The organism is Microbacterium zouquanmingi (assembly GCF_052266695.1).
Taxonomy (GTDB): Bacteria; Actinomycetota; Actinomycetes; order Actinomycetales; family Microbacteriaceae; genus Microbacterium.
The window spans coordinates 81,457-108,455 of record NZ_JBQPQZ010000003.1 but is presented as its reverse complement, the minus strand read 5'-3'; the positions used below and the strand labels follow the sequence as shown (position 1 = coordinate 108,455).

General features: G+C 67.0%; 30 protein-coding genes. 21 read left to right on the top strand and 9 right to left on the bottom strand.

From position 1 onward, the window contains the following. Window positions 1–11: 11 nt before the first annotated feature. From ACTU6U_RS07495 to ACTU6U_RS07485, 3 genes are read right to left on the bottom strand one after another with little or no spacing between them, the layout of a single operon-like run. Window positions 12–635: a dihydrofolate reductase family protein gene (locus ACTU6U_RS07495; RefSeq protein WP_443468500.1), complete on the bottom strand. Its 624-nt coding sequence runs from the start codon at window positions 633–635 to the stop codon at window positions 12–14. After that, entirely contained in the window at window positions 632–1,327 is a 696-nt protein-coding gene (locus ACTU6U_RS07490; RefSeq protein WP_443468499.1) for a winged helix-turn-helix transcriptional regulator, read from the bottom strand. Before ACTU6U_RS07490 ends, ACTU6U_RS07495 begins: the two co-directional genes overlap by 4 nt. A 1-nt stretch (window position 1,328) precedes the next feature. Next, complete coding sequence (locus tag ACTU6U_RS07485) at window positions 1,329–1,775, bottom strand: VOC family protein (RefSeq protein ID WP_443468498.1); 447 nt, start codon at window positions 1,773–1,775, stop codon at window positions 1,329–1,331. 183 nt (window positions 1,776–1,958) lie between these two features. Here ACTU6U_RS07485 and ACTU6U_RS07480 point away from each other — a divergent pair, with 183 nt between their 5' ends. Then, entirely contained in the window at window positions 1,959–3,218 is a 1,260-nt protein-coding gene (locus ACTU6U_RS07480) for a sensor histidine kinase (protein WP_443468497.1), read from the top strand. Further along, window positions 3,215–3,901 carry a response regulator gene (locus tag ACTU6U_RS07475; protein WP_443468496.1) on the top strand — a complete coding sequence of 229 codons (687 nt, stop codon included), beginning with the start codon at window positions 3,215–3,217 and terminating at the stop codon, window positions 3,899–3,901. The genes ACTU6U_RS07480 and ACTU6U_RS07475 overlap by 4 nt, the downstream gene beginning before the upstream one ends. Window position 3,902: 1 nt before the next feature. Here ACTU6U_RS07475 and ACTU6U_RS07470 read toward each other — a convergent pair whose 3' ends face one another. Further along, window positions 3,903–4,667, bottom strand: a complete 765-nt coding sequence (locus ACTU6U_RS07470; protein WP_443468495.1) for an IclR family transcriptional regulator — start codon at window positions 4,665–4,667, stop codon at window positions 3,903–3,905. A 127-nt stretch (window positions 4,668–4,794) separates the two neighbouring features. Between ACTU6U_RS07470 and ACTU6U_RS07465 the strand changes: the two genes are divergently transcribed. Together ACTU6U_RS07465 and ACTU6U_RS07460 are read left to right on the top strand one after the other, a co-directional pair. Beyond that, complete coding sequence (locus tag ACTU6U_RS07465; RefSeq protein WP_443468494.1) at window positions 4,795–5,397, top strand: bifunctional 4-hydroxy-2-oxoglutarate aldolase/2-dehydro-3-deoxy-phosphogluconate aldolase; 603 nt, start codon at window positions 4,795–4,797, stop codon at window positions 5,395–5,397. After that, a complete protein-coding gene (locus ACTU6U_RS07460; protein WP_443468493.1) occupies window positions 5,394–6,359 on the top strand; it encodes a sugar kinase in 966 nt (321 codons plus the stop codon). Before ACTU6U_RS07465 ends, ACTU6U_RS07460 begins: the two co-directional genes overlap by 4 nt. A gap of 55 nt (window positions 6,360–6,414) precedes the next feature. On the opposite strand, the gene ACTU6U_RS07455 is transcribed toward ACTU6U_RS07460, so the two are convergent. Beyond that, window positions 6,415–6,987, bottom strand: coding sequence for an NADPH-dependent FMN reductase (locus ACTU6U_RS07455; RefSeq protein ID WP_443468492.1), 573 nt, complete (start codon window positions 6,985–6,987; stop codon window positions 6,415–6,417). Window positions 6,988–7,107: 120 nt separating this feature from the next. Here ACTU6U_RS07455 and ACTU6U_RS07450 point away from each other — a divergent pair, with 120 nt between their 5' ends. From ACTU6U_RS07450 to ACTU6U_RS07435, 4 genes are all read left to right on the top strand, one after another. Then, window positions 7,108–8,280 (top strand): benzoate/H(+) symporter BenE family transporter, encoded by a 1,173-nt coding sequence (locus ACTU6U_RS07450; RefSeq protein WP_443468491.1) that lies wholly within the window; start codon window positions 7,108–7,110, stop codon window positions 8,278–8,280. 79 nt (window positions 8,281–8,359) lie between these two features. Next, window positions 8,360–9,256 carry an ABC transporter ATP-binding protein gene (locus ACTU6U_RS07445; protein WP_443468490.1) on the top strand — a complete coding sequence of 299 codons (897 nt, stop codon included), beginning with the start codon at window positions 8,360–8,362 and terminating at the stop codon, window positions 9,254–9,256. Next, entirely contained in the window at window positions 9,253–10,374 is a 1,122-nt protein-coding gene (locus tag ACTU6U_RS07440; protein ID WP_443468489.1) for an ABC transporter permease, read from the top strand. The genes ACTU6U_RS07445 and ACTU6U_RS07440 overlap by 4 nt, the downstream gene beginning before the upstream one ends. 108 nt (window positions 10,375–10,482) lie before the next feature. Next, on the top strand, window positions 10,483–11,076 hold the full coding sequence (locus ACTU6U_RS07435; protein WP_443468488.1) for a nitroreductase family protein: 594 nt from the start codon (window positions 10,483–10,485) through the stop codon (window positions 11,074–11,076). A gap of 17 nt (window positions 11,077–11,093) precedes the next feature. Here ACTU6U_RS07435 and ACTU6U_RS07430 read toward each other — a convergent pair whose 3' ends face one another. Further along, on the bottom strand, window positions 11,094–11,699 hold the full coding sequence (locus ACTU6U_RS07430; RefSeq protein WP_443468853.1) for a TetR/AcrR family transcriptional regulator: 606 nt from the start codon (window positions 11,697–11,699) through the stop codon (window positions 11,094–11,096). Between the two features lie 125 nt (window positions 11,700–11,824). Here ACTU6U_RS07430 and ACTU6U_RS07425 point away from each other — a divergent pair, with 125 nt between their 5' ends. The 3 genes from ACTU6U_RS07425 to paaZ are packed head-to-tail and all read left to right on the top strand — an operon-like array spanning window position 11,825 to window position 15,422. Then, on the top strand, window positions 11,825–12,565 hold the full coding sequence (locus ACTU6U_RS07425) for an enoyl-CoA hydratase/isomerase family protein (protein ID WP_443468487.1): 741 nt from the start codon (window positions 11,825–11,827) through the stop codon (window positions 12,563–12,565). A 26-nt stretch (window positions 12,566–12,591) separates the two neighbouring features. Then, window positions 12,592–13,401, top strand: a complete 810-nt coding sequence (locus ACTU6U_RS07420; protein WP_443468852.1) for a 3-hydroxyacyl-CoA dehydrogenase family protein — start codon at window positions 12,592–12,594, stop codon at window positions 13,399–13,401. Beyond that, a complete protein-coding gene (gene paaZ / locus ACTU6U_RS07415; RefSeq protein WP_443468486.1) occupies window positions 13,398–15,422 on the top strand; it encodes a phenylacetic acid degradation bifunctional protein PaaZ in 2,025 nt (674 codons plus the stop codon). Before ACTU6U_RS07420 ends, paaZ begins: the two co-directional genes overlap by 4 nt. Window positions 15,423–15,508: 86 nt before the next feature. Here paaZ and ACTU6U_RS07410 read toward each other — a convergent pair whose 3' ends face one another. Both ACTU6U_RS07410 and ACTU6U_RS07405 read right to left on the bottom strand, forming a co-directional pair. Continuing rightward, a complete protein-coding gene (locus tag ACTU6U_RS07410) occupies window positions 15,509–15,937 on the bottom strand; it encodes a hypothetical protein (protein WP_443468485.1) in 429 nt (142 codons plus the stop codon). A gap of 9 nt (window positions 15,938–15,946) precedes the next feature. Further along, complete coding sequence (locus ACTU6U_RS07405; RefSeq protein ID WP_443468484.1) at window positions 15,947–16,612, bottom strand: HAD family hydrolase; 666 nt, start codon at window positions 16,610–16,612, stop codon at window positions 15,947–15,949. Window positions 16,613–16,664: 52 nt separating this feature from the next. Here ACTU6U_RS07405 and ACTU6U_RS07400 point away from each other — a divergent pair, with 52 nt between their 5' ends. The 4 genes from ACTU6U_RS07400 (at window position 16,665) to ACTU6U_RS07385 (ending at window position 20,273) form a co-directional block, all read left to right on the top strand. Further along, complete coding sequence (locus ACTU6U_RS07400) at window positions 16,665–17,300, top strand: class I SAM-dependent methyltransferase (protein ID WP_443468483.1); 636 nt, start codon at window positions 16,665–16,667, stop codon at window positions 17,298–17,300. Continuing rightward, the gene (locus tag ACTU6U_RS07395) at window positions 17,285–17,692 is read left to right on the top strand and encodes a RidA family protein (protein ID WP_443468482.1); all 408 of its coding nucleotides are present in this window, start codon (window positions 17,285–17,287) and stop codon (window positions 17,690–17,692) included. Before ACTU6U_RS07400 ends, ACTU6U_RS07395 begins: the two co-directional genes overlap by 16 nt. A 36-nt stretch (window positions 17,693–17,728) precedes the next feature. After that, window positions 17,729–18,472, top strand: coding sequence for an alpha/beta fold hydrolase (locus tag ACTU6U_RS07390; protein ID WP_443468481.1), 744 nt, complete (start codon window positions 17,729–17,731; stop codon window positions 18,470–18,472). 274 nt (window positions 18,473–18,746) lie between these two features. After that, a complete protein-coding gene (locus ACTU6U_RS07385) occupies window positions 18,747–20,273 on the top strand; it encodes an HNH endonuclease signature motif containing protein (RefSeq protein WP_443468480.1) in 1,527 nt (508 codons plus the stop codon). Window positions 20,274–20,279: 6 nt separating this feature from the next. Here the strand turns inward: ACTU6U_RS07385 and ACTU6U_RS07380 are convergent, their stop codons facing one another. Beyond that, window positions 20,280–22,388, bottom strand: a complete 2,109-nt coding sequence (locus ACTU6U_RS07380; RefSeq protein WP_443468479.1) for a RecQ family ATP-dependent DNA helicase — start codon at window positions 22,386–22,388, stop codon at window positions 20,280–20,282. 106 nt (window positions 22,389–22,494) lie between these two features. Between ACTU6U_RS07380 and paaA the strand changes: the two genes are divergently transcribed. From paaA to ACTU6U_RS07350, 6 genes are read left to right on the top strand one after another with little or no spacing between them, the layout of a single operon-like run. Next, the gene (gene paaA / locus ACTU6U_RS07375) at window positions 22,495–23,460 is read left to right on the top strand and encodes a 1,2-phenylacetyl-CoA epoxidase subunit PaaA (protein ID WP_443468478.1); all 966 of its coding nucleotides are present in this window, start codon (window positions 22,495–22,497) and stop codon (window positions 23,458–23,460) included. After that, window positions 23,457–23,741 carry a 1,2-phenylacetyl-CoA epoxidase subunit PaaB gene (gene paaB / locus ACTU6U_RS07370; protein WP_443468477.1) on the top strand — a complete coding sequence of 95 codons (285 nt, stop codon included), beginning with the start codon at window positions 23,457–23,459 and terminating at the stop codon, window positions 23,739–23,741. The genes paaA and paaB overlap by 4 nt, the downstream gene beginning before the upstream one ends. After that, window positions 23,738–24,553, top strand: a complete 816-nt coding sequence (paaC, locus tag ACTU6U_RS07365; RefSeq protein WP_443468476.1) for a 1,2-phenylacetyl-CoA epoxidase subunit PaaC — start codon at window positions 23,738–23,740, stop codon at window positions 24,551–24,553. The genes paaB and paaC overlap by 4 nt, the downstream gene beginning before the upstream one ends. Further along, complete coding sequence (gene paaD / locus ACTU6U_RS07360) at window positions 24,547–25,092, top strand: 1,2-phenylacetyl-CoA epoxidase subunit PaaD (protein WP_443468475.1); 546 nt, start codon at window positions 24,547–24,549, stop codon at window positions 25,090–25,092. The genes paaC and paaD overlap by 7 nt, the downstream gene beginning before the upstream one ends. Next, window positions 25,089–26,189, top strand: coding sequence for a 1,2-phenylacetyl-CoA epoxidase subunit PaaE (gene paaE, locus ACTU6U_RS07355; protein WP_443468474.1), 1,101 nt, complete (start codon window positions 25,089–25,091; stop codon window positions 26,187–26,189). The genes paaD and paaE overlap by 4 nt, the downstream gene beginning before the upstream one ends. Before the next feature lie 38 nt (window positions 26,190–26,227). After that, entirely contained in the window at window positions 26,228–26,998 is a 771-nt protein-coding gene (locus ACTU6U_RS07350) for an enoyl-CoA hydratase/isomerase family protein (protein WP_443468473.1), read from the top strand. Window position 26,999: the final 1 nt, after the last annotated feature.

Sequence of the window (26,999 nt, the reverse complement as noted above, 5' to 3'; positions counted from 1 at the left end):
GGCCCGCCGGGTCACTCCCCCATCACTCCGGTGCGCACCGGACCGGGCCCGGGCGCGTAGCGCAGGCTCACCGCGCCGCTTTCACCCGCCTCGGCGCCGAGCAGCCTGAGATTCGCAGCGGCGGCCCCGTCGGGGAACACTTTCTTGCCCCGGCCGAGAACGACCGGGTAAACCCAGAGTTGCAGCTCGTCGAACAACTGCTCGGTGAGCAGAGTCTGCACCAGGCCGACGCTGCCGATCACGTGGACATCCTCATGCTGCGAGCGCAGCCGTGTGATCTCAGCCGGAAGGTCGCCGCCGACGCGCGAGCTGCCCTGCCATTCGAGCGCGATGTCGGCGTCGCGAGAGGCGACGTACTTCGGCACCCGATCGAACAACTGCCCGATCGGTCCCTCAGAACCGGTCATGTGGTGTGGCCAGTACGACGCGAAGATGTCGTACGTGCGACGGCCGAGCAGCAGCGCGTCGAGCGTGGACATGCCGTCCATGACCCACTTGCCGACGGCATCATCAGGCACTCCGGCCTGCCAGCCGCCGAAGGGGAAGTCGTCTGCGGTGTCCTCCTCCGGGCCACCTGGCGCCTGGGCGACGCCGTCGAGCGTGGTGAACAGATCGATGATGATGCGGCCGGTCATGATTCGGCTCCTTGCAACTCGAATGACGCGATGTGGAATGTCGAGGCGAACGAGTCCAGGAACGACTCCTCGCCCCGGACGACCGCGACGATATCGTGGGCGATCGCTTCAGCAGGCGTGATCTCACCGCCGATCAGGCGGCGGATGCCGGGGCCGGCGACGAGCACGGCATCCGCTTCGCCGTCCGTTGCACGCCCACCGACGGGCGGCGCGGATGGCGTGATCTGCGCGACGGACAGCATCCCGTCGCGCACCTGCGCGCGCAACGCGACCTCGCCGACGTGCAATTCGTAGTCGGCATCCGTCGCCGCCTCAGATCGGAACGCCGTTCGCAGTGCCATGGTGAGCGAATCGGGAGTGACGACGTCGCCTGCCGAAGGGTTTCCCATGGCTGGGAAGCCCCAGCGTCCGATCGCGAGCATGATTGGCTCGAGAGCCTGCCCGTAGGGGGTGAGTTCGTAGACGAGCCCGCAGTTCTTCAGCGGAACTCTGCGCACGACGCCGCCCTCCTGCAGCTCCCTCAGCCGCGTGGAGAGGATGTTCGTGGGGATGCGCGGGAGGCCCTTTTTGAGATCGGTGTAACGCCTCGGCCCCACGAGCAGATCACGGACGATGAGCATCGCCCATCGCTCCCCGATCAGTTCCACGGCCGTCGTGATCCCGCAGTACTGGCCGTAGCTGCGCGCCGCCACGTCAGGCCGACTCCGCGCTCTGCTCGGCCATGTACGCCTCCGGGCCCTTCTCGACGGCCTCTTCACTCATGTAGAGGAAGCCGAGACTGTTGCCGTCCGGGTCATCCAGATCACGGGAGTACATGAATCCGTAGTCCTGTGCTGGCTTCGGCTCGGTACCGCCGGCCGCGAGCCCCTTGGCGAGGATCGCGTCGACGGCCTCTCGAGACTCTTGGCTGAACGAGACCGACACCTGCACGGATTCATTCGGATCGGCGATCGGCTTGTCGGTGAACGTGGCGAAGTATTCGCGCTTGAGAACCATGAAATAGATGTCCTCGCTCCATACGACGCAGGCGGCGTTCTCATCGGTGAACTCCGGGCTGATGTCACAGCCGAGCCCGGTGTAGAACGCCTTGCTGCGCTCGAGATCGGCGGTGGGGAGGTTGACGAAGACCTTGGTTGACATACTGACTCCTTTGTCGGATCGTCGGGGTCGGCGAGCTCGCCGGACCTGATGACATCGATACTTGCAAAAAACAAGTATCGCTGTCAATGGGGTTCGCGGCAACGAGGACCGGCACTGATTCTCGTCGGCAGAATCCGTCGCAGGGCGGATGCCGCGGCATCCGCTTCCCCGTACCGTTGAAGCATGTCTGACTTCTCCCGCACGCTGAGCCCACGCCAGCGACGGGCTGACGCCCTGCTCGCCGTCATCGTCTTCGTCGCCGGTGTGATCAGTGCCGCGCTGTCTGCGGTCTCCGAGCTCTATGGCGACCTGCAGGCTCCGCTCTGGCAGGCGCTGATCTACCTCGTGGTGATCGCTGTCCCACTCGCGTGGCGTCGCATCCGCCCCGGAATCGTGGCCGTCATCGTCGCCGCCGCATATTTCGTGGCGGTGACGCTGCACATCCCCGAGATGTATGCGGGGAACATCGCGATGTTCATCACCCTGTACACCGTGGGCGCCTGGATGCAGAACCGTCGCGCAGCCATGCTCGTGCGCGTGGCGATCATCATCGGCATGTTCATCTGGCTGATGATCACGATGTACTACGACGTGATCAGCACCGCTCAGGAAGAAGACGTGATCGCAGGTGCCATGTCGCCCTATGTCGCGTTCATGATGCTGCAGGTTCTTCTGAACGTGCTGTACTTCGCCGGCGCCTACTACTTCGGTGAGCGCGCATGGAAGGCTGCGATGCAGCGTCTGGCTCTCGAGCAGCGCACGGCCGACCTCGAGCGCGAACGTGAAGTGACCGCGGCTCAGGCCGTGGCTCTCGACCGGGTGCGCATCGCGCGCGAGCTGCACGATGTCGTCGCCCACCACGTCTCGGTCATGGGCGTGCAGGCGGGAGCCGCCCGCATCGTGATCGACCAGGACCCCGCCGCGTCGAAGCAGATCCTCACCGGAATCGAAGAGTCCGCACGCACGGCGATCAGCGAGCTTCGGCACCTGCTCGAAACGCTGCGCTCGTCGGATGCCGATGCCGAAGATGCCTCCACGATCGAGCTTTGTGACATCGCTCAGTTGGTGGAAGCCGCGAATGACGCAGGCATGCCGACCACCTTCACCACGGTCGGCGAGGAGCGTCACGTGTCCTCAGTCGTGCAGGTGAACCTGTACCGCATCGCGCAGGAGTCGCTCACGAACGCGCGCCGTCATGCAGGACCGGGTGCCACAGCGGACGTGCGCCTGCGTCGCACCGCCGCGGACGTCGAGCTCGAAGTCGTGAACACGGGCAGGCGGGTGCTGACACCCCGCCCCGGCATGGGCCAGCTCGGGATGCGTGAGCGCGCACTGTCTTCGGGCGGAACGATCGAATCGGCGCCCCGCGAACAGGGCGGGTGGCGGGTACGCGTGCGCGTGCCGCTGACGGATGCCGCTTCCCTCACCGGAGCATCCGCATGACCGAACCGATCCGCGTGCTCCTCGTCGACGACCACGCGATGCTGCGCGCCGGCTTCCGCACGATCCTCGATGCGCAGCCCGACATCACGGTGGTCGGCGAGGCATCGACGGGCGCGGAGGCTGTGGCGGCGGCATCCGCTCTGAAGCCCGACGTCATCTGCATGGATGTGCAGATGCCCGACATGGACGGCATCGAGGCGACGGGGCGCATCGTCGCCGATCCCGAGGTGCACGCCACGATCGCGATCGTGACGACCTTCGATCGCGACGACTACCTGTTCAGCGCGCTGGATGCTGGCGCGAGCGGCTTCCTGCTCAAGAACAGCAGTCCCGAGGATCTCGTGTCGGCCGTCCGCGTGCTGGCCGCCGGCGACGGGATGCTGGCGCCAGAGGTGACCCGGCGCGTGATGCAGCGGTATGCGGTTTCGTCCGGCGCGGGCGGCGCGTCGACAGCACCTCCGACGCTCTCACTCACCGCCCCCCTCACCGACCGCGAGGCAGAAGTGCTCGCGCTCATGGCCGAGGCGATGAGCAACGCCGAGATCGCCACCGCGATGTTCATCGGCGAGGCGACGGTGAAGACGCACGTCTCGCGGATCCTGCAGAAGCTCGGCGCTCGCGATCGCGTGCAGGCGGTCGTGCTGACGCTGCGCCACTACCCCGATCTCGCCGGGTCTCGCTGAGCTACGGAGCGCCGAGCAGCCGGGAGATCTCGTTACCGGCAGCAACAGCGAACGGGGCCAGCTCCTCGATGCTGCACCCAGGGTGCTCCAGCGCGATCGATGAGACCGACAGCCCCGATGTGACCCGCCCGGTGTGATCGCGGATCGGCGCCGACACACACACCGTGCCGACCTCGTTCTCACCAAGATCCAGGGCATAGCCGCGCTCGCGGATCTTTGCGAACTCCTCCTGCAGGCGCCCGAGGTCAGTGATCGTCGCGTCAGTGTACGCGGGCAGCCCCGTGCGCTGAGCGAGTGCTGCAACGTCGCCGTCGGACCGTGCCGCCAACACGACCTTCCCCATCCCCGTGGAGTGCAGGGGGATGGCAAGCCCCACGCGCGAGCGCATGCGGTACGGCTTGGACGAGTCCGTGCGGATGATGTAGACCATCTCGTCGCCGGAGACGACGCCCACGTGCACGGTGCAGTCGACCTCGGCTACGAGCCGGTCGACCACCGGCTGCGCGATCTCGGACATGTCGAGCTCAGAGATCGCACGGCCCGCCAGTGCCATGAACCGCGGCCCGGCTCGGAACCCGTGGTCGGCGTCGCCGAAGACGAAGCCCTCAGCCACGAGCGTCGCGAGGATCCGGTGCACTGTCGACTTCGGCAGCCCGGTGTCGGCGACGATGTCGGTGAACCGATCGTTCAACAGCGCAGCCTCGAGCACCTCCAGTGTCTTCTGGCTCGCGCCCCCGGAGGGCGCTTTGTTCCCCGAATCGATCATCTTCCCATCATCTCAGCGCGCTGCAGATCTTCCTTATAGCCGCTAGAGTAGCGAAAATAGAACTAAGTTCCGTCACATGGATCATGTCGCGCGCCAAATCTGCGTCCGCCGACAGAGAGGACCCCGGATGAGCACCCTGTTAGAGCACCGGATCATCCCCCTCGCCTCCGTCGCTCAGGCGTCCGACATCGACGCGATCGGAGCCGGACTCGTCGCAGGCGGACTGCCTGTCGTCGAAGTTGCCCTGCGCGGCGAGCACGGCATGCCCGCGATCGAGAAGCTGGCCGCACGCGGCGATCTGCTGGTCGGCGCAGGCACTGTCCTGAGTGTCACACAGGCGAAAGAGGCGATCGCCGCCGGCGCGCAGTTCGTGGTCACTCCTGGTCTGGACGAAGATGTCGTGCGATTCGTGCAGGATGCCGGTCTCCCGATTGTGCCGGGGGTGCTGACTCCCACCGAGATCCAAGCCGCCATGCGGCTGGGCTTGAACCGACTGAAGCTGTTCCCGGCGGGGCCGTTCCAGGCCCTATCGGTGCTGTCGGCGTACGCCGACGTGTACCGCGACGTGCGCTTCATGCCCTCAGGCGGAGTGACGGCCGAGAACCTCCGCGAGCACCTGTCGCATCGTGCGGTGTTCGCCGCGAGCGGCAGCTGGATCACGAAGCGCGCGGCCGAGGGCGCGGATGTCGTGGCCGATGCCGCCCGCGCAGCATTGACGCAGCTGCCATGAGCCTCGACGTCCTCACGATCGGCGAGAGCCTCGGACTCCTCGTGCCCGCTCGGACCGGCCAGCTGGCACTGACGCGCGATATGCGACTGGGCTTCGGGGGCGCGGAGAGCAACGTCGCCATCGGTGTCGCGCGCCTCGGCGGTCGTGCCGCATGGTGCGGCAGGATCGGCGACGACGCGATCGGTTCTCTGATCACCCGCGAGATCCGTGCCGAGGGCGTGGAGATCGCCGCGACTGTCGATCCGGATGCCGCGACGGCGTTGATGCTCAAAGAACGACCCCGCACCGGAACCACGCGAATCGTCTATTACCGAGACGGCCAGGCCGGAAGCAGACTCCAGCCCACCGATGTCCCTGCAGGGCTCGTCGAGCGCGCGCGCATCCTTCACATCACCGGCATCTCAGCGGGCCTCGGACCTGGCCCTCTGAAAACCGTGAATGCGGCGATCGATCGCGCGAAGGTTGCCGGAGTGCTCGTCTCGTTCGACGTGAACCACCGCAGCGCGCTGTGGCGAGATGACCGCGACCATGCCGAGGCCTATCGTGCACTCACCTCACGGGCTGACATCGTCTTTGCCGGAGAGGACGAGGCCGCACTCGTGACCGGCGTGAGCGACCTCGATGCGCAATTGCATGCGCTGCGCGCGCTGGGCCCGACGGAGGTCGTGATCAAGCGCGGCGCCGAGGGTGCGGTCGGGATCACCTCGATGCCAGACGACGACGAGCGGATCGAGAGCGCGGCGATCGCCGTCGACGTGGTCGACACGGTCGGCGCGGGAGACGCGTTCGTCGCGGGCTGGCTCACCGAACTCGCGCGGGGCGCGTCTCTTCAGACGCGCCTGGCGACCGCCATCGCGTGCGGTGCGATCGCCTGCACGGGCGAGGGCGATTGGGAGACGGCGCCGTCGCGTGCTGATCTCGACGAACTGCGGATGCCGGGTGCCGAGCCCGTCCAGCGCTGAGCCTCTACGACGAACGCCCACTCCGGGGAGCGGGCGTTCGTGTGCGGTCGGTGCGTCAGGCGCCTACGAGCTCCGCGGAATGCTGCACGCGCGAGATGAGACCGTTGAACGCCTCGAGATAGCCGACGAGGAAGCCTGCGGTGCTGTCGTCGGTGACCTGGCCCTCATCGGTGAACAGGCCGGGGCGATCCTGGATGAACCCCTCGGGCTGGCCCATGGTGATGGCGTTGAAGTGACCGAGGATCGCACGCAGGTGCTGCTGAGCTGCGGCGGTGGCCACACCGGATCCCGAAGTGCCGATGACGGCGACGGGCTTGCCGAAGAACGACATGTCACCGTACGGGCGAGTCGACCAGTCGAGAGCATTCTTGAGCACGCCGGGGATCGAGCGACTGTACTCAGGGGTGACGATGATCACGCCGTCGACGTCGGCGATGGCCTTCTTGTAGTCGAGAGCGGCCTGCGGGAAGTCGCCGTCGAAGTCGGGCGAGTAGAAGGGCAGATCTTTGATCGGGATCTCGACGAGCTCGGTGCCCTCCGGGGCGAGGTTGGCCAGAACGCGCGCGAGGCGGCGGTTGATGGAGGTGCTCGAGATGCTGCCGACGATGTATCCGATGGTGCGGGTCACGGGTATTCCTTCTGTTCGGGCTCAGACGAGCCGATTGCGGTCTGATCATGTCAACTGCCGAAGACAGAATTATATTCCAGCGCATATAAGAATCTGGTGGGAACCGCTAGCCTCATTCCTATGACCGACGCGACCTCCCCGCTGTCGCGCCCCATCACCGCGGGGATCGTGACGGCACTCGTCGGCTTCACCAGCTCCTTCGCGGTCGTGCTCACCGGTCTGGACGCGGTGGGCGCCACAGCCCCCCAGGCAACGAGCGGACTCATCATCCTGAGCCTCACGATGGGCATCGCGTGCATCGTCCTCGCCTGGCGGTATCGGATGCCGATCACCGTCGCCTGGTCGACGCCCGGAGCCGCGCTTCTCGCTGCCACCGGCGCCGTCGAAGGCGGTTGGTCCGCGGTCATCGGCGCATTCCTGGTCGTCGCGGCCCTCACTCTGCTCGCCGGGCTCTGGCCGGGGTTCGGCCGGCTCATCGCTCGGATTCCGGCATCGATCGCGCAGGCGATGCTCGCAGGCGTTCTGCTCCCCCTGTGTCTCGCGCCGATCACCGGTCTCGCCGAGAACCCCTGGGGCGTTCTGCCCATCCTCATCACCTGGCTGATCTTCATGAGGCTCGCGCCCCGCTGGGCCACCCCGCTCGCCTTCGTCGCCGCGGCGGTCGTCATCACCGTCGAACTCATCCGCACCGGTGCACCGCTGGATGCCGGTCTGCTCATTCCCCGCATCGAACTCACCATGCCCACCTTCACCGTCGGCGCCCTCGTCGGCGTCGCCCTGCCGCTGTTCATCGTGACGATGGCCTCGCAGAACGTCCCCGGCGTCGCGATCATGCGCAGCTTCGGATACGAGGTGCCCTGGCGGCCGGCGATGCTCGTCACCGGGATCGGCACGGCACTCGGCGCCCCCGCAGGCGGACACGGCATCAACCTCGCCGCGATCAGTGCCGCCCTCGCGGCTTCCCCCGAAGCGGACCCCGACGCGAGGCGACGCTGGGTGGCCGGAGCATCCACCGGTGTCATCTACATCGTGCTCGGCGGACTCGCGGCGGCCTTCTCCGCCCTCGTGATCCTGGCGCCCGCCGCGGTCATCCCCGCAGTCGCAGGCGTCGCCCTGTTCACGGCCCTCGGCTCGGCTATCCACCAGGCCGTCGCCGAGCCCGGCGAGCGCATGGCGGCCGTCGTGACCTTCCTCATCGCGGCATCGGGCCTTGCGATCGCCGGCGTCAGCGCCGCGTTCTGGGCGCTGGCCGCAGGACTCCTCGTCCGCGCGGTGCTGACCCGACGCCGGTGACGCCGCGCCGCAAGGCGGATGCCGAAGATCCCCCCTGTGGGGGATGCCGACGCCCACCCGCGCTCAATAGCGTGGAGCCATGCCTTCAGGAACACTGCAGCTCACCGGCGTCACGAAAAATTACGGCGCCCGTCGCGTCCTCGATGACGTCTCCTTCTCAGTCGCAGCCGGGCGCCTCACCGGCTTCGTCGGCGGCAACGGCGCCGGCAAAACCACGACGATGCGGATCGTCCTCGGTCTGCTCTCATCCGATGGCGGAGAGATCACGCTCGGTGCCGCACCGCTCACCGCCGACGCCCGCCGCCAGTTCGGGTATATGCCCGAAGAGCGCGGGCTTTACCCGAAGATGAAGGTGCTCGAGCAGGTCGTCTACCTCGCTCGCCTGCACGGGTTCACCAAGGCGGATGCCGTGGAGAAGGCGACCGCACTACTCACAGAGCTGGGTCTCGGCGAGCGCCTGAACGACAACCTCGAGGCGCTCTCGCTCGGAAACCAGCAGCGCGCTCAAATCGCGGCATCCCTCGTGCATGATCCTGAAGTGCTCATCCTCGACGAGCCGTTCTCGGGCCTCGATCCGCTCGCCGTCGAGACCGTCGCCGGCGTGCTGCAGGAGCGCGCATCCCGCGGAGTCTCGGTGCTGTTCTCCTCGCACCAGCTCGACGTCGTCGAGCGGCTCTGCGACGACCTCGTGATCATCGCCGGCGGCACCATCCGCGCCGCAGGCCCCCGCGACCGGCTTCGCGAGGAGCACTCCGCTCCGCGCTGGGAGCTCGAAAGCAGCGGCGATGTCGGCTGGCTGCGTGACGAGCCGGGCGTGAGCGTCATCGACTTCGAGGGCGGCAACGCCATCTTCGACGCTGAAGACCCCGCCATCGCGCAGCGCGTTCTGCGCCGTGCACTCGAAGGCGGCGACGTCGCCCACTTCGCCCCCCAGCATCCCTCGCTCTCGCAGATCTTCAAGGAGGTCATCCAGTGACCACGTCAACACCCTCCACCCGCGCACTGCCCTCCACCCGCGCGCTGTCGTCCGCACAGGGCGTCTGGCTCGTCGCCGAACGCGAACTCTCCACCCGACTGCGCAGCAAGGCGTATCTGATCTCGACCGGCATCCTGCTGCTCATGGCCCTCGCCGGTGTCATCTGGGCGGGTTTCGCGAGTGCTGCGCCCAGCACCACGCCGATCGCGGCGACGAGCGGGGCTTCCGCGCTTCTCCAAGACGCAGACGGCTTCGACGTCACTGAGGTGGTCGATCGCGCCGCAGCCGAAGAGCTCGTCACGGACGGCACGGTCGACGCCGCGCTCATCGAAGACACCTCGTCGCCGACCGGAATCGTCATCATCGCCGACAAGGAGGCACCGCAGTCGCTGGTGATGATGCTCTCGCAGGCACCGGCGGTCGAGCTGCTCGACGCCGATCCGGCGAACGGCGCGCTCCGCTACATCCTCGGCATCGGGTTCGGGCTGGTGTTCATGATGGCCGCGATCACTTTCGGCTCCCCGATCGCGACGAGCGTCGTGGAGGAGAAGCAGACCCGCGTCATCGAGATCCTCCTCTCGGCGATCCCCGCCCGGGTGCTGCTGGCCGGAAAGGTTCTCGGCAACACCCTGCTGGCGATCTCGCAGATTCTGCTCCTCGTGATCGTCGGAACGATCGGACTCATCGTGTCGGGACAGACCGAGGTCCTGCAGGGAATCGGCGGACCGATCGCGTGGTTCGCGGTGTTCTTCTTCTTCGGGTTCATCCTGCTCGCGGCGATGTTCGCGGCGGCAGGTTCGCTGGTCTCCCGCCAGGAGGATGTCGGCGCCACGATGACGCCGGTGATGTATCTGACGATGATTCCGTACTTCCTGGTGATCTTCTTCGGCGACAACCCGGTGGTCATGACCGTGCTCTCCTATGTGCCGTTCTCGGCGCCGGTGGGCATGCCGATCCGGCTGTTCTTCAACGAGGCCGCGTGGTGGGAGCCGCTGGCATCGCTGGCGATCATGCTCGTCGCCTGCGCGATCGTCGTGCTCGTCGGCGCGAAGATCTACGAGAACTCGCTGCTGAAGATGGGGGCGCGCGTGAAGTTCCGTGACGCGCTGCGTCCGTGAGCCGAGCCTCCGTTCAAGCGAGTGCACCCTCCGTTCAGGAGGGTGCATTAACCTGAATACGAAAGCCGACGACGGGGTCTGCGCAGAATTCTGACCTCGAAAGGCACCATGAGCACTCCTACTCTTACTCTCGAGCGCACCGCGTCGACTTCCGTTCCCGTCCTCGATGTTCTGGCGGGGCGCTGGAGCCCTCGGGCATTCGACGCCAGCACGCCGATCGACGAGAACAAGCTCGCCGCAGCTCTCGAGGCCGCCCGCTGGTCGCCCTCGGCGAGCAACACCCAGCCGTGGCGCTTCATCGTCGCCCGTCGCGGCACCGAACTGCACACGCAGATCGACGAGGCGCTCATCGGCTTCAACCGCGAGTGGGCTGGCGCCGCTCAGGTGCTGATCGTCGCGCTCTCTGAAGATCAGGATGCCGAGGGCAAGGCCCGCCCGTGGGCGCAGTACGACCTGGGCCAGGCTGTCGCGCACCTCTCGGTGCAGGCGCACGCCGATGGACTGTACGTGCACCAGATGGGTGGCATCGACCGCGATGCGCTGCGCGCCCTGCCCGGGGTCGAGGAGCGGTTCACTCCGACCTCGGTGATCGCTCTCGGCGCGCTCGGCGATGCGTCAGCGCTGTCCGAGAAGCTGCAGGAGCGCGAGTCCGCCCCGCGCGTACGTCGCCCCCTCGACGAGACGGTCATCGCGAGCGCCTGACCTGTTCGCGCGAGAAGCTACCGCGCCCCCAGCCCGTCGAACACAACGCGCAGCACATCGCGGGCCAGTTCCTGCGCGCCTTCTTCACCGCTCGGCCGGTACCACTCGACGATCGAGTTGACCATGCCGAACAGCAGCCGGGTGGCCACCGGCGGCGCGATATCGCTGCGCACCGAACCCTCACCCTGCGCCTCGCGCACGAGCGCGGTCACCTCCCGGTCGAACGCACGCCGGCGCTCGAGCGCCGCCCGCTCGACGTCGCTGTTCCCCCGCACGCGCAGCAGCAGCGTGACGTAGGCGAGCTTGTCGACAAGCACGAGCACGGCGCCGCGCAGCACGTGCTCCAGGCGGTCGCGGGCAGATCCGTCACCAGCATCCGCCAGCGCATCCTCGAGACCGCTGAGTGCCTCATCCAGTGCGACCTCGAGCAGCGCCTCTTTGGATTCGAAGTGGTGGTACAGCGCCGACTTCGACAGTCCGAGCCGCGTGGCGAGAGTCGCCACTGAGGTTGCGTCGTAGCCCTGTTCGATGAAGACCTGCACGGCAATATCGAGGACTTGCCCCTGGTCGTAGCCCGGCCGCCCTCGCCGCACGCCGCTCTCGCTCGCGGGTTGTTTCGACACTGACACGCGCTACAGTCTGGCATCATTGCCGACCCGCGACTTCCTTGTCATACTAAATACTGAACGAATGGTCAGGAATTGGCCATGCTCGCACAACGACGCCGACGATGCAGTCAGGGGCAGTGATGGACGACGTACTCGCCATCGAGCGACGCCCCGATCGCGTGATCGCTCGCCTGAATCGGCCAGAGAAACGCAACGCGATCGACCGCGAGATGATCGACGCCCTGCACCTGCTCTGCGCCGAGCTCGAGGTCGATCCGCGCATCCTGATCCTCACCGGCAGCGGAGATGGTTTCGCCGCCGGCGCCGACATCACCCAGCTCCGTGCGCGCCGGGCCGACGATGCACGTCGCGGCATCAATGCGATGGCGTTCATCCGTGTCCGCGAGCTGCCGATGCCCGTGATCGCCGCTCTCGACGGCTACGCGCTCGGCGGTGGCGCCGAGCTCGCCTGTGCCGCCGACATCCGCATCGCGACTCCCCGCCTGAAGATCGGCAACCCTGAGCCGAGTCTCGGCATCATCGCGGCGGCGGGCGCGACCTGGCGCCTGCGCGAGATCGTCGGCGAGGGACTGGCGAGCGAGATGCTGCTCACCGGACGCATCCTGACTGCCGATGATGCTCTGGCCGTCGGTCTTGTCTCCGCCGTTCGCGCGCCGGAGGAGCTGATGCCGGCTGCGCACGCGATCGCCGACCGCATCGCCGCCGCGGATCCGCTCGCGATCCGGCATACGAAAACGGCGCTTCGGGCTCCGCGCGATGCGCACCCTGCGATCGACGGCGAGCTGCAGGCCGAACTGTTCGAGAGCGCCGAGAAGATGCGGCGCATGACTGATTTCCTCGAGAGAAAGGGACACCCGTGAAGGTCGGAGTTCTCGGCGGTGGTCGCATGGGGGCGGGAATCGCACACGCGTTCCTGCTCGCCGGCTGCGAGGTCGTGGTGGTCGAGCGCGATGCGGCGACAGCGGATACCGCGGCAGACCGCATCCGCCAGGGCATCTCCCGCTCGATCGACCGCAGCGTCACCACCCGTGATTCCGCTGCGCTGCATCGCGCACTCCACGTCGGCGACGACATCGCCGCCTTCGAGGGCTGCGACCTGGTGATCGAAGCGGTACCCGAGAATCGCGTACTGAAGGCAGCAGCCCTCGCGCGAATCGAAGCGGCGGCTCCCGGCGCGGTGCTCGCCTCGAACACATCGTCGATCTCGATCACTGACCTGGCTGCCGCGCTGACGGCGCCGGATCGGTTTCTCGGGCTGCATTTCTTCAACCCGGTGCCGACCTCTTCGATCGTGGAGATCGTGGCGAGCATGGCTACCGACCCCGCCATCGTCGAGCGTGCCCGCGAGTGGGTGACGATGATCGAGAAGACACCGATCGTCGTGCGCGACTCCCCCGGGTTCGCGTCGAGCAGGTTGGGCGTCGCGCTGGCGCTCGAGGCGATCCGGATGCTGGATTCGGGGGTCGCATCTGCCGAAGACATCGATCGGGCGATGGAGCTCGGATACCGGCATCCGATGGGTCCGCTGCGCACGACCGACATCGTCGGGCTCGACGTACGCCTCGATATCGCCGAGGAGCTGCACGCGACGCTCGGCGATCGTTTCGCACCGCCCGCACTGCTGCGCCGGCTCGTTGCCGAAGGGAAACTCGGCCGCAAGAGCGGCGAAGGATTCTACAAATGGGAGACACCATGACTGCCGAAATGCCGCTCGTGCCGAGCTACGCGCAGGATGCGTGGTGGACGCCGGACTCCGAGGGCGAGGCGACCATCGTTCGGGATGCGTCGACCGGCGACGAGGTCGCACGCGTCAGCGCCGAGGGCTTCGACCTCGCGGGTGCGCTGGCCCACGCGCGGACCGTCGGTCAGGCATCGCTCGGCGAGCTGACATTTCATCAGCGCGCCCTGCTGCTCAAGCAGTTCGCGCTTGCGCTGACCGAGCGCAAGGACGAGCTTTATGCGCTGTCGGCGCAGACCGGTGCGACCAAGGCCGACTCGTGGGTCGACATCGACGGCGGCATCGGAGTGCTGTTCGCGTACTCGGGCAAGGGGCGTCGCGAGATGCCAAACTCGCAGGTGTATGTCGATGGAGCGATTGAGCCGCTGTCGAAGGACGGCACCTTCCTCGGGCGGCACATCTACACCCGACTGCCCGGTGTCGCCGTGCAGATCAACGCGTTCAACTTTGCGGTGTGGGGTCCGCTCGAGAAGTTCGCTCCCGCGTTTCTCGCCGGCATGCCCTCGCTCATCAAGCCCGCGACTCCCACCGGCTATCTCACCGAGGCGATGGTCCGGATTCTCGTCGATTCAGGCCTGCTTCCCGCCGGTTCGCTGCAGCTCGTCAGCGGCGGCGTACCCACGCTGTTCACCCAGCTGCAGGTCGGCGATGTCGTCGCTTTCACGGGAAGCGCGTCGACCGCGGCGGCGCTGCGCGCGCAGACGCCCACCGGCGTGCGGTTCACCGCCGAGACAGATTCGATCAACGCGTCAGTGCTCGGGCCGGATGCTCTCGCCGGCACTCCCGAGTTCGACGCGTACGTGCGCCAGCTCGTCACCGAGATGACGACGAAGGCCGGGCAGAAGTGCACCGCGATTCGTCGTGCCGTCGTTCCTGCCGGTCAAGCGGATGCTGTGATCGACGCCGTCCGGGCACGCCTCACCGCGAAGGTTACCGTCGGGGATCCGCGGGAGGAGGGCGTCACGATGGGGCCGCTCGTCTCTCTCGCGCAGCGCGATGAGGTGCTGCGCCAGGTGCAGGCTCTCATAGATGGCGGTGGGCGGATCGTGATCGGTAGCACCGAAGCATCCGACTCTTCAGGCGCCTTCGTCCCGCCCATCCTCCTGCGCTTCGATGACGCACGCGCCGACGCCGTCCATGAAGTGGAAGCGTTCGGTCCGGTGTCGTCGCTGATCACGTATGACACTGTGGCAGAGGCATCTGACATCGTCGCCCGCGGCGGCGGGTCTCTCGTGACGAGTGTCGCGACACACGATCCTTCCTTCGCGACTGAGATCATGACGGGCGTCGCCGCTTGGAACGGGCGAGTGCTCTTCCTCGACCGCGACGATGCTCGTTCGTCGACTGGTCACGGCTCACCGATGCCTGGCCTGGTGCACGGCGGACCGGGGCGGGCCGGCGGGGGTGAGGAACTCGGCGGCATCCGGGCGGCGCTGCACCACATGCAGCGCACAGCAGTGCAGGGTTCGCCCGAGATGCTCACGGCGATCACCGGTGTGTGGCACGCGGGTGCTGCGGCGCGAGACGACGGCATCCATCCGTTCCGGAAGCCCCTCGCACAGCTGCGCATCGGCGACCGGATCGCGTCGGAGTCTCGCGAAGTCACGCTCGACGACATCGAGACGTTCGCGCACTTCACCGGCGACACGTTCTACGCGCACATGGATGAGGAGGCCGCATCTGCGAACCCGTTCTTCCCCGGACGCGTCGCGCACGGCTACCTGCTCGTGTCGTGGGCGGCAGGGCTCTTCGTCGACCCGGAGCCAGGGCCAGTGCTGGCGAACTACGGGCTCGAGAACCTGCGCTTTGTGACTCCGGTATCGCCGGGCGACAGCATCCGCGTCGATCTCACGGCCAAGCAGATCACGCCGCGCGAGACGGACGGGTACGGCGAGGTGCGCTGGGATGCGCTCATCCGCAACCAGAACGACGAGACCGTCGCGACGTACGACGTGCTGACGCTCGTCGAGAAGGAGTAGGCGGGCGCGGGATGCTTTTCGCGGCCCCCAGCCACTTCTCGCGCGCGAAATCCATCCCGCGCGGCATCCGCTCACGGCGGCATCCGTCAGCCGACAGCGAGGAGTGTCGACCAGGCGACATCGATCACGCACAGGCCATCGTCCGTCTCGCGATAGAAGATGTCGCTGGGGAACATGTCGCCGGGGACCGACCCTTCGGGACGCCCCTCCACATTGATGTTCCACTGCGGATCAAGCGCCGCTTGCTCTTCCCAATAGTCGGCGAAGAACCGCTCCGGTTCACCCGCGGATCGACCGGCCCAATCCGCGGCAGCACCGAGGTCTGCGTCGAGATCTTCACAAAGAAGATCGGATGCTCCGCCGGAAGAAAGATCTCCCACGAGCTCCTCGGTCGTCGCGATGACTTCGGCGCCGTCGTTTCCCCAGATCAGCGCATCGACGTTCGAACACCCCGTGATGGACACAGCACCTCCGGCAGCGAGGAGCGCAAGGGCGAGCGGGCGACGGAGCTTCATGCAATGACCCTACGAGAAGGTTCCCGCAAGTTCTTTGAGCGTCGCGATCACGGCCACGTCATCCCCCACGTACCGGCCGTCTCGATCCAGAAGAATCGCTCGCAGACCTGCGTCGAGCGCGCCGCGCACATCATTGTCGATGCTGTCACCAACCATGAGAACATCGGCTCCCTGGCGACCAAGGGCTTTCGCCGCAGCCGCGAATGCACCGGGATGCGGCTTTCCGTACGGGAGGTCTGAGGAGCACACAATTGCATCGAAGAAGCTCGAGATACCAAACCGATCGATCTTCTGCAGCTGCTGAGCGCGGTCACCGTTGGTGAGGATGCCGAGCGTCACTCCGGCGTCCTGGAGTCGAGTTAGACACGGCAGGGTGTCGGCATACATGGCCCATCCTGCTTCGTAACGCCGAAGATATCCGGCGAAGAGGTCGTCGGCCTCGCTGTCATCGAGCTCACGCCCGAGCAGATCACGGACACGCTCGCGACGCTGCCCCTGAAACGAGATCTCCCGCGCTTGATAACGGGCGTAATGACGCGAAGAGAGCGTCTCCCACTGCTCCGCGATGCCGTCCATCGGCAACCCCAGCTCGGCGCCCCACTCTCGGACGGCCGGCGCTGAAGCCGACGCGTGATCGATGAGAGTGGAGTCGAGGTCGAAGAGAATCGCGGTCACCACCTCAGCTTGCCAGGAGACGCACCTCCCACCGCCCCGATACCCTCGTGACGTGACGACGACAACCACCGCTTACTCGGCGCGCGCCGCGGAGTATGTCGAGCTGCTCGGCTCGATGTCGGCAGTGCACCCGTCAGACCGGCAGATCATCGGCACTTGGGCGACGCAGGTCGACGGAGAGATCCTCGACGCGGGCTGCGGACCAGGACACTGGACGAACCACCTGAACGAGCTCGGCTGCGATGCGCGCGGCATCGACCTCGTGCCTTCTTTCCTTGAGCATGCGCGCTCGAGCTATCCCGGCATCCGATTCGATCTGGGGAGCATCGACCACATCGATGCAGTCGACGGCTCACTCGGCGGCATCCTTTCGTGGTTCTCGACGATCCATCACGAACCGCACGCGATCGTCACACTGTTCTCCGAGTTCGCGCGCGTGCTGCGCCCCGGCGCGCAACTCGCGCTCGGCTTCTTCAGCGGGGACGCAATCGAGCCGTTCGACCACGCCGTCTTGCGCGCGTACCGCTGGCCGGTGCAAGAGTTCAGCGACCGGCTGGAAGCCGCCGGCTTCTCCACCCGGGAAACCCACCTGCGCGAAACGCGCGGACAGCGCCCAGTCGGGACGATCATTTGCGAACGCCGACAGCCCACCCTCCACTCGGAAGGCACTCCATGCCCCAAGCAGTAACCCTGATCCGTTCGTCCGCTCTCTCCGACGCCGCTGAGTACGCCTACGCCGCGACTGCCCCAGCGGATGCACGCCTGATCTTCCTCGCCGGCTCGTGCCCACTGAACGAAGACGGGTCGACGGCCGGCATCGGTGATTTCGCCGCTCAAGCAGCCAAGTGCATCGAGAACATGAGAATCGCTCTCTCGGCGGCCGGCGCCGACATCGACGACGTCATCAGCACCCGCGTTCTCGTCGCCTCAACGCACCAGTCAGACCTCGTCACCGCGTGGAACGTCGTGCGCGACGCATTCGGCAGCCACGATGTGCCGAGCACCCTCCTCGGCGTCACCGTCCTCGGCTACAACGGCCAGCTCGTCGAGATCGAAGCAGTCGCCGCCGTTCAGGACTGAATGCGCTCCAGGCAGGTCTGACAGGATTGAAGGACCATGTTCCTCGCCTCTCACGGACCGCGCGATGCACCCCCGGTTCTCCTCCTGCATGGCGGCGGTGTTGCGGGGTGGATGTGGGATTCTTTGAAGGAGCGACTGCGGACGGACTACGCAGTTCTCATCCCCGACCTCCCCGGGCACGGCCGCTCCGCCGACGAACCGTATGTCTCCCACGCGGCCACAGTCGACGAGCTCGCTCGAATGCTGGCCGAAGCCGCCCCCGGTCGCCCCGCCACCGTCGTCGGGTTCTCTCTCGGTGCGCAACTCGCCATCCAGCTCGCATCCGAGCATCCCGACTTCGTCGCCCAGGTCATCGTCGTCAGCGCACAGGCTGAACCTCTGCCGCTCACTGGCCTCACCCTCGCAATGCTGAGCGCCAGCGCGCCTCTCGCCCGCAAGCGATGGTTCGCGAGGTTGCAGGCTCGCCAACTCTTCATCCCTCCGCACTTGATGGAGGACTACATCACCACCAGCACCGGCATCACGAAGGCCACGCTCCTCGCCGCCGTGGGCGCGAATCTCCGATTCACGTTGCCCGGCACCTGGCCCGCCTTCCCCGGTCGCGCACTCGTCCTGGCCGGACGACGCGAGCGGCGATTGATGCGCGATTCGGCTCGCGCCATCCACGGTGCACTGCCCGGCAGCGAGCTCGAGATCGTCGACGACAGCGGGCACGGCATCCCCCTCCAGCGCCCCGTGTGGTTCACCGATCGCGTCGCCGAGCTGCTCCGTCGCGGCTGAGCAGGGCCACGCGGTACCGTGATCGCGCGCCCCAGCTTTCCTCGAGTTGCTGCGGCCAGCACATGCCAGATGAATTTCGCCGGTTGCGAGCGTCGGGAATCGACCGAAATCATCTCGCATCACCAGTGTCGGGAGGGGCGCGCTCCCGCCGGGGGATGTCGGAAACAGCAGCGGATGCGGGAAACAGCAGCGCGACCGAAAATCTTCGAAAAAGTCTTCTGATCAGCCTGAATATTGGGCCTGAATGTCGGTGGCCCTCAGTTGAATAGAGGGTATGAACACCATCGTCGCTCACCTCGAAGACCTGGAACGGTCTCTCGCTGAGGCGAGCGGTGAGGCATTCGAGAACGAGGTGATCCCCGACCTGTCGGATGCTGAGATCGCCGCACTGCTCGAGACGACAGGGCGCATCCAGAAGAGGATCGAAGCCCTTCAGGTCGAGGCATCCATTCAGGTTCTCGAGCGCTCGACTCCGATGCGCGACGACAAGATCACCGAGAAGTACGGCTGGGCGCGTCCCGTCGATCTGATTCGAGTGCTGACCCGAACCGAAACGCGAGACGCGAACCGCGTCGTCAAGACCGCCCGACTGCTGTCGCGCACCCGCGGCATGTCGAGTGGAGAATTCCTGCCCGCCCGCTACCCCGAACTGCGATCGGCGATGGTCGACGGAGCGATCGGAGTCGCGGGGCTGCTCGCGGCGATGGAGCCGCTTGAGCAGTCCCGCGCGCGCATCCTCGACGACGCACGGATCGAAGCCGATCGGCAGCTCGCGATGCTCGCCTGCGGCATCAACGACGATCGCGATGCCGATGCTGATGCTGCAGAACCGAACTCCCCCAACCCGCTCCCCGTGCCGGAGGATCTGCGAATCCTGTCGAAAGTCCTCGTCGCGTATCTCGACCCCGACGGCGCGGAGCCCTCCGACGAGATCGGCGCACGCACCCGCGGCTTCATCATCGGCCGCGAACGCGACGGAGCAGTTCCCGTGCGCGGCAATCTGCTGCCCGAGGTCGCCGGCCAGCTGAGACTGCTCCTCGACAGCCTGCTCAACCCGCGGGTGGACGCTCCCGACGACCCCACCGGCGGCGTCCGTTTCGTCGACAGCGCAGATGTCGACACAGAAGACAGCAGCACACGCGGATCCGTCAACGATGGCGGTGTCACCCCGAACGGAACACCGCACAGCGAATCGATGTTCATCGATCAGCGCACCCGAGCCCAGAAGGTGCACGACGCTTTCGCGATGATCATCACCACCGCTGCTCGTGAGGGAGGCTTCCCACAGATCGGCGGCGCAGCTCCCACTCTCGTAGTGAGCGTCAGGGCCGACGACTACGCCACCGGCTCCGGATGGGCAACCATCGTGAACACCGGAGACCTCATTCCCTCACGGGTTGCCGAGCAGACCGGGTGCGCGGGCGGCATCCAACGCGTTCTGTTCGATGACAACGGCCGGATCGCGTCGCTCGGAACCTCCGCTCGCATCTTCAACGCACTGCAGCGTCGCGCGATCACGCTCCGCGACGGCGGATGCATCATCCCGGGCTGCACCACTCCCGCAAGCTGGTGCGAGATTCACCACGTTCGAGAACATGCCGACGGCGGCCCCACCCACACCGACAACGGCGTGCTGCTCTGCTGGTGGCACCATCGCAACCTGCATCTGTCGGAATGGCGGATCCGCATGAACGACGGAGTCCCCGAGATCCGTGGGCCACTCTGGTGGGACCGCACAAGGCGCTGGCATCCCACCGGCACGCCGCGGCCCCGCGACCGACACCGACAACGCGCGGGCTGATGCGGACTAACCCCGCAGCGCGAGCACGAACGGCAGCACCTCGGCGGCGCCGGCCTGCCGCAGTGCCCGCGCGGCAACAGTGAGCGTCCATCTGCTGTCAGCCTGGTCATCGACGAGCAGCACCGGTCCTGCTGGCACCTCAATCCCTTCCGCGCTGAATCGATCCCACACCCCTGCGAGGCGAAAGGCGCTGTTCCCGCCCGGCTGCCCCGTCGGCCCACCATCCACCATCGCGAGCGCGCCGATGTAGGGAAGCTTGCCGATCTCGGCAATCCCCCGCGCCAGCGAATCGACGAGCTGCGGGTGCGAACGCGACGACATCGCCACCACCGCGACCGGCCGCTCGCTCCAGCCCCAGTCCGCGAGCACTCGCACGCACGCCGCCAGCACCTGCGCCGACGCCGGAGCATCCGGCGCCCCGGCCGCAAACAGCGTTCGCAGCGTGCCGCCCCAGCCGAGATCCGTTAGGCGGGCGAGCGCCCGCCCCTCACTCGCCTGCTCGCCCGCAGGAATGCGCCCCTTCACCGCAACGCCGAGTCGGTCAGCCCCGGTGGGCCACTGGCGTCGCGGTTCGATCGCGACACCCACGCGATCGAGCGATTCGGATGCCGCGGCACTCGCCGACGCCCCGATCTCTGTCGGGAACCACGCCCCCGCGCAGCTATCGCACCGTCCGCACGGGGCAGCCGTGGCATCATCCAGCGAGCGCTGCAGGAACTCCATGCGGCATGCCCCGGTCTGCTCGTACTCGATCATGCTCTGCTGCTCGGCGAGGCGCTCGGCCGCGATGCGCTCGTAACGCTCACGGTCATACGTCCACGGCTGACCGGTGGCGACCCACCCGCCCTGCACCCGGCGCACCGCACCATCGACGTCCAGCACCTTCAGTAGCAGTTCGAGCGGTGTGCGGCGGATATCGACCATCGCCTCCAGCGCAGGAGTCGAGATCGCGGAATCGCCGAGGGCCGCGATCACCCGTTCGGCGCGCCCCTGATCGGGCATGGATGCCGTGGCGAAATAGTGCCAGATGTCGCGGTCTTCCGGCCCCGGCAGCAGCAGCACATCCGCACTGTCGCTCGCGCGCCCCGCACGACCGACCTGCTGGTAGTACGCAACCGGCGACGACGGTGCACCCAGGTGCAGCACGAACCCGAGATCGGGCTTGTCGAACCCCATCCCCAGCGCACTCGTCGCGACGAGCGCTTTGACCTCGTTGCGTTTGAGCATCCCCTCGGACTCTGCCCGCTCATCAGGATCGGTCTGCCCCGTGTACGCCCGCACCTCATGCCCGCGCTCGCGCAGCAGCCGAGCAGTATCGATCGCCGCGGCGACCGTGAGCGTATAGATGATTCCCGACCCCGGCAGCTCGTCGATATGGCTGAGCAGCCAGGCGAGTCGGCGAGCAGCATCCGGCAGTCGCAGCACTCCGAGCCGCAGCGATGTCCGCGCAAGCGGACCGCGGATCGTGAGCACCGGAACCCCCTCGTCGCCGGTCGCCCCCAACTGCTCCTCGACATCTGCCACGACCCGGCTGTTCGCCGTCGCCGTCGTCGCGAGCACCGGCACCTCGGCCGGCATCTGGGCGATCAGGTCGCGCAGGCGCCGGTAGTCGGGGCGGAAGTCATGACCCCAGTCACTGATGCAGTGCGCCTCATCGACCACGAGCATCCCGATGCGCTCCACCAGCGTCGGAAGCCGCTGCTCCCTGAACGCGGGATTGTTCAGCCGCTCCGGCGATACGAGCAGCACGTCGACCTCATCGCGGTCGAGCTGCGCAAGCACGTCATCCCACTCGTGCGCGTTCGTCGAGTTGATCGCGACCGCACGCACGCCCGCCCGCTCGGCCGCCACGATCTGGTCGCGCATCAGCGCCAGCAGCGGCGAGACCAGCACCGTCGGCCCCGCTCCCTGCCGGCGCAGCAGCAGGGTCGCGACGAAATAGACGGCAGATTTTCCCCACCCGGTGCGCTGCACGACCAACGCACGTCGTCGCCCTCTGACGAGCGCCTCGATCGCCTCGTACTGCCCGTCGTGGAAGGAGGCGTCGTCCCGCCCGACGAGCTCGCGCAGCGCGGCGAGTGCCGCCTCATGGGTGGCGTTGGCGTCGAGTGTCATACCCCCACTCTGCCTCAGACCGCTGACACGCCTGGGCGGGTGGTGTTGCGGCATCCGATATGAAAGAATTACTGAACGCACGGTCAGTAAAGACGAAGGAGTCAGGATGACCGACATCACCGCCGAACAGCAGCGCTTCGATGACCTCATCGCCGCCGACTCACGCATCGAGCCGCGCGACTGGATGCCCGACGACTATCGCCGCACCCTCATCAGACAGATCTCGCAGCACGCGCACTCCGAGATCATCGGCATGCAGCCGGAGGGCAACTGGATCACCCGCGCTCCGAGCCTGAAGCGCAAGGCGATCCTGATGGCGAAGGTGCAGGACGAAGCCGGTCACGGCCTCTACCTCTACTCCGCAGCGCAGACCCTCGGCATCACCCGCGACGAGATGACCGACCAGCTCATCACCGGCAGGGCCAAGTATTCGTCGATCTTCAACTACCCCACCCCGACCTGGGCCGACATGGGCGCGATCGGATGGCTCGTCGACGGCGCCGCGATCGTCAACCAGGTGCCGCTGTGCCGCGCATCGTATGGCCCGTACGGCCGCGCGATGATCCGCGTCTGCAAAGAGGAATCGTTCCACCAGCGGCAGGGTTTCGAGATCCTCCTGACGCTCATGCGGGGCATGCCCGCGCAGCGCGAGATGGCACAGGATGCGGTGAACCGCTGGTACTGGCCGTCGCTCATGATGTTCGGGCCGCCCGATGGCGATTCCCCGAACTCCGCGCAGTCGATGGCGTGGAACATCAAGCGCTTCACCAACGACGAGCTGCGTCAGCGCTTCATCGACATGCTCGTGCCGCAGGCCGAGATCCTCGGCGTCACACTGCCGGATGCCGAGCTGCACTTCGACGAAGAGACCCAACACCACCTCGGCGGCGAGATCGACTGGACGGAGTTCTTCGAGGTGCTGGGCGGCAACGGACCGATGAACGCCGAACGCGTGCGCGCCAGGCGCGAGGCGCACGAGGACGGCGCGTGGGTGCGCGAAGCCGCGGCGGAGTACGCGCGCAAGACAGCCCTTCGACAGGCTCAGGGACCGATCGATGGAGCGGCGGCATGAGCGAAACCTGGCCCCTGTGGGAGGTGTTCGTCCGCGCGAACCGCGGGATGAGTCACGTGCACGCGGGATCGCTGCATGCTCCGGATGCTGAGCTCGCCGTCCGCAACGCCCGCGACCTCTATACGCGACGAGGCGAGGGCACCTCGATCTGGGTCGTGCCATCGGATGCCATCGCCGCGAGCGATCCCGACGCCAAGGGCTCCTTCTTCGAGAGCCCCGCCGGCAAGAACTACCGTCATGCGGTGTACTACACCGCGTCCGAGGGGGTGCCGCACCTGTGAGGCAGAACCCGCACGTGACGGTCGACGAGCTCGACCTCGCCGCAGAGCTCACCGGCGAAGCGGATGCCACGGCGAGCGCAGCGGTCGCTGAATATGCTCTCTGGCTCGGCGACGACGCGCTGATCCTGTCGCAGCAGCTCGGCGCCTGGATCGCCCACGCCCCCGAACTCGAAGAGGACGTGGCGCTCGCGAACATCGCCCTTGATCTGCTCGGCCATGCCCGCTCGCTGCTGCGCTACGCGGGCACCGCCGATGGGCGCAGCGAAGACGACCTGGCGTACTTCCGCGATGAGCCGGAGTTCCGCAGTGCCTGGCTCTTCGAGCAGCCGAACGGCGACTTCGCGCAGACGATCGTGCGTCAGCTCGTGGCATCCGCGTATCTTTTCGAGCTGCATTCCGCGCTGCGAGCCTCGAAAGATCCGACCCTCGCCGCGATCGCCGCGAAATCGGTGAAGGAGGTCGACTATCACCTCGACCACGCCGCGCAGTGGACGCTTCGCCTGGCTGGCGGCACAGATGAATCCCGTCGCCGGATGATCCGCGCGGTGACCGATATCTGGCCGTACGTCGAAGAGCTGTTCCGCGATGAGCCGCTGATCGACGAGCTGAAGAGCATCGCGGTGCGACCCTCGGCACTCCGCGCAGGGTTCGACGCGGTGATCGAGGCGGTGTTCGCCGAAGCCGAGCTCGAACTCCCACAGGTGAAAGCGTCCGCGGGCGGTGGCCGTCGCGGCATCCATTTCTCCGCCCTCGGGCACATCCTCGCTGAGATGCAGGTGCTGGCGCGCCAGCATCCGGGGGCGACATGGTGACCCGCGCGCAGACTCAGTCACGCACCCGCGAGCAAGAGGCATGGCGAGTCGCGGCATCCGTCACGGACCCTGAGATTCCCGTCCTCACGATCGAGGACCTCGGCGTCCTGCGCGACGTCGCGGTCACCGAAGAACGAGATGGTGATCGCGTGAGGGTCACGCTCACCCCGACCTACAGCGGATGTCCCGCCATCGACGCCATGCGCGACGACGTGATCCTCGCGCTCACGGCCGCCGGCTTCGCCGATGTCGACGTGCGCACGACGCTCTCGCCCGCCTGGACGACGGACTGGATGTCGGATGCCGGAAAGCAGAAGCTCCGCGACTTCGGCATCGCTCCCCCGACCGGACGTGCCGCGCTCGGACAGGGCCCGGTTCGACAGGCGCAGGGTCCGGTGAAACTCCGCCTCGCGGTGAAGTGCCCGCGCTGTGGATCGATCGACACCCGCGAAGTCACCCGCTTCGGCTCGACCGCCTGCAAGGCGCTGTACGAGTGCCGCGCCTGTCTCGAACCCTTCGACCACTTCAAAGCCATATGACCACCCCAACGCGTCGGCGCGGCCGTTTTCATGAACTCGAGATCAGCGAGGTCCGTCCGCTGACCTCCGAGAGCATCGAGGTGACGTTCGCCGTCCCGCCCGAGCTGCGCGATGACTACCAGTACCTGCCAGGACAGTACGTCGCACTGCGCGCGCACGTCGACGGTCGCGAGATCAGACGCAGCTATTCGATCTGCCGGGCGCCGATCCCGGAGCGCATCAGCGTCGGCATCAAGCGCGATCTGGGTGGACAATTCTCGGTCTGGGCCCACGAGAACCTGAAACCCGGCGACCGCATCGAAGTCATGAGCCCGGAGGGCACATTCACCACCCGCCTGCCCGACCTCGACCACGCGCACATCGCCGGCATCGCAGCCGGGTCGGGGGTGACCCCGATGATGGCGCTGGCCGCGCACGTGCTGGCATCATCGCCGACAGCGCAGTTCAGCCTCGTCTACACGAACCGCTCCACCCAGGACGTCATGTTCCTCGACGACCTCGCCGACCTCAAAGACCGCTACCCCTCGCGCCTCGCGCTGCACCACGTGCTCTCCCGCGAACAGCGCACCGCTCCTCTGCTCTCCGGACGCATCGATGCCGAGAAACTCGATGCCATCTTCGACGGGCTGCTGCCGCCGGCGACCGTCACCGAGTGGTTCCTCTGCGGACCCTTCGACCTCGTCGCCCTCTGCCGCGAGACCCTCGAGCGGCGGGGAGTGCCTGCGAGCAGCATCCGTTTCGAGCTCTTCACGAGCGATGCCGACGGCCCCCGCGTCGACCGCGGACGCCCCATCGTCATCGACAGGGGCGCCGAGGTTCGCACGATCGAGTTCACGCTCGATGGGCTGTCGTCGATGGTCGAGTCTCCGGTCGCTGCTAATGAGGCGATTCTGGATGCTGCACTGAGGGTGCGCGGCGACGTACCGTTCGCATGCGCGGGAGGAGTGTGCGGCACGTGCCGCGCCCGCCTCACTTCGGGCGAGGTGCGGATGACGGAGAACTACGCCTTGGAGCCCGAAGAGCTCGCGCGCGGCTACGTGCTGACCTGCCAGTCCCACCCGACCACCGCGAAGGTCGTCGTCGACTACGACTCCTGACCTCACCTGCTGAACCTCGCCCATTGAACGGAGCGATCATGATCGACCTGACCATCACCGATGACGTCGCCCACATCGTGCTGAACGCGCCAGAGAAGCGCAACGCGCTCGATCCGTCTGCGCTGCACGAGCTCGGTACGGCGTACGACGATGCCGAAGCCGCAGGCGTCCGCGCCCTCGTACTGCGCGGCGAAGGCCCGGGCTTCTGCGCCGGCCGCGATATCGCCGGAGTCGACCCTGCGACCGACGACGTCTCCGGATACCTCGACGGCCTCGTCACCCCGCTTCTGAAGAAGATGTCGGCGTTCCCCGCACCGACTTTCGCCGCCGCTCACGGCGCCTGCCTCGGCGTCGGTCTCGGGCTGCTGATCGCCACCGACGTCGTCTACGTCGCCGACAGCGCCAAGATCGGCTCGCCGTTCGCCGCGCTCGGTGCGACGCTCGACTCCGGTGGGCACGCGCTGTTCTACGAACGCCTCGGCGCCCATAAGACTCTCGACCTCATCTACACGGGCCGGCTCATGACCGGCGCCGAAGCCGTGCAGTCCGGGCTGTTCTCGCAGGTGTTCGCGGCAGACGAAGTACGGCAGGCGACGGAGAGCGCAGCATCCCGCGCCGCGACGGGTGCAACGCGGTCGTTCCTCACGAGCAAGCACCTCGTCGCCCGGTTGCGCGACGAGCGCCTCGCGCTATGGGATGCCGTGGCCGCCGAGAACCTCAACCAGGAGAGCCTGCGCGACACCGCCGATTACCGCGAGGGATTCGCGGCGTTCCAGGCGAAGCGGAAGCCCGATTTCACGGGGCAGTGAG

What these genes read in the sequence shown, in the direction of transcription:
- ACTU6U_RS07495 (WP_443468500.1), bottom strand. Translation starts at nt 635, where the DNA reads ATGACCGGCCGCATCATCATCGATCTGTTCACCACGCTCGACGGCGTC.
- ACTU6U_RS07485 (WP_443468498.1), bottom strand. Translation starts at nt 1,775, where the DNA reads ATGTCAACCAAGGTCTTCGTCAACCTCCCCACCGCCGATCTCGAGCGC.
- ACTU6U_RS07480 (WP_443468497.1), top strand. Translation starts at nt 1,959, where the DNA reads ATGTCTGACTTCTCCCGCACGCTGAGCCCACGCCAGCGACGGGCTGAC.
- ACTU6U_RS07475 (WP_443468496.1), top strand. Translation starts at nt 3,215, where the DNA reads ATGACCGAACCGATCCGCGTGCTCCTCGTCGACGACCACGCGATGCTG.
- ACTU6U_RS07470 (WP_443468495.1), bottom strand. Translation starts at nt 4,667, where the DNA reads ATGATCGATTCGGGGAACAAAGCGCCCTCCGGGGGCGCGAGCCAGAAG.
- ACTU6U_RS07465 (WP_443468494.1), top strand. Translation starts at nt 4,795, where the DNA reads ATGAGCACCCTGTTAGAGCACCGGATCATCCCCCTCGCCTCCGTCGCT.
- ACTU6U_RS07460 (WP_443468493.1), top strand. Translation starts at nt 5,394, where the DNA reads ATGAGCCTCGACGTCCTCACGATCGGCGAGAGCCTCGGACTCCTCGTG.
- ACTU6U_RS07450 (WP_443468491.1), top strand. Translation starts at nt 7,108, where the DNA reads ATGACCGACGCGACCTCCCCGCTGTCGCGCCCCATCACCGCGGGGATC.
- ACTU6U_RS07445 (WP_443468490.1), top strand. Translation starts at nt 8,360, where the DNA reads ATGCCTTCAGGAACACTGCAGCTCACCGGCGTCACGAAAAATTACGGC.
- ACTU6U_RS07435 (WP_443468488.1), top strand. Translation starts at nt 10,483, where the DNA reads ATGAGCACTCCTACTCTTACTCTCGAGCGCACCGCGTCGACTTCCGTT.
- ACTU6U_RS07425 (WP_443468487.1), top strand. Translation starts at nt 11,825, where the DNA reads ATGGACGACGTACTCGCCATCGAGCGACGCCCCGATCGCGTGATCGCT.
- ACTU6U_RS07420 (WP_443468852.1), top strand. Translation starts at nt 12,592, where the DNA reads ATGGGGGCGGGAATCGCACACGCGTTCCTGCTCGCCGGCTGCGAGGTC.
- paaZ (WP_443468486.1), top strand. Translation starts at nt 13,398, where the DNA reads ATGACTGCCGAAATGCCGCTCGTGCCGAGCTACGCGCAGGATGCGTGG.
- ACTU6U_RS07410 (WP_443468485.1), bottom strand. Translation starts at nt 15,937, where the DNA reads ATGAAGCTCCGTCGCCCGCTCGCCCTTGCGCTCCTCGCTGCCGGAGGT.
- ACTU6U_RS07395 (WP_443468482.1), top strand. Translation starts at nt 17,285, where the DNA reads ATGCCCCAAGCAGTAACCCTGATCCGTTCGTCCGCTCTCTCCGACGCC.
- ACTU6U_RS07390 (WP_443468481.1), top strand. Translation starts at nt 17,729, where the DNA reads ATGTTCCTCGCCTCTCACGGACCGCGCGATGCACCCCCGGTTCTCCTC.
- ACTU6U_RS07385 (WP_443468480.1), top strand. Translation starts at nt 18,747, where the DNA reads ATGAACACCATCGTCGCTCACCTCGAAGACCTGGAACGGTCTCTCGCT.
- ACTU6U_RS07380 (WP_443468479.1), bottom strand. Translation starts at nt 22,388, where the DNA reads ATGACACTCGACGCCAACGCCACCCATGAGGCGGCACTCGCCGCGCTG.
- paaA (WP_443468478.1), top strand. Translation starts at nt 22,495, where the DNA reads ATGACCGACATCACCGCCGAACAGCAGCGCTTCGATGACCTCATCGCC.
- paaB (WP_443468477.1), top strand. Translation starts at nt 23,457, where the DNA reads ATGAGCGAAACCTGGCCCCTGTGGGAGGTGTTCGTCCGCGCGAACCGC.
- paaD (WP_443468475.1), top strand. Translation starts at nt 24,547, where the DNA reads ATGGTGACCCGCGCGCAGACTCAGTCACGCACCCGCGAGCAAGAGGCA.
- paaE (WP_443468474.1), top strand. Translation starts at nt 25,089, where the DNA reads ATGACCACCCCAACGCGTCGGCGCGGCCGTTTTCATGAACTCGAGATC.
- ACTU6U_RS07350 (WP_443468473.1), top strand. Translation starts at nt 26,228, where the DNA reads ATGATCGACCTGACCATCACCGATGACGTCGCCCACATCGTGCTGAAC.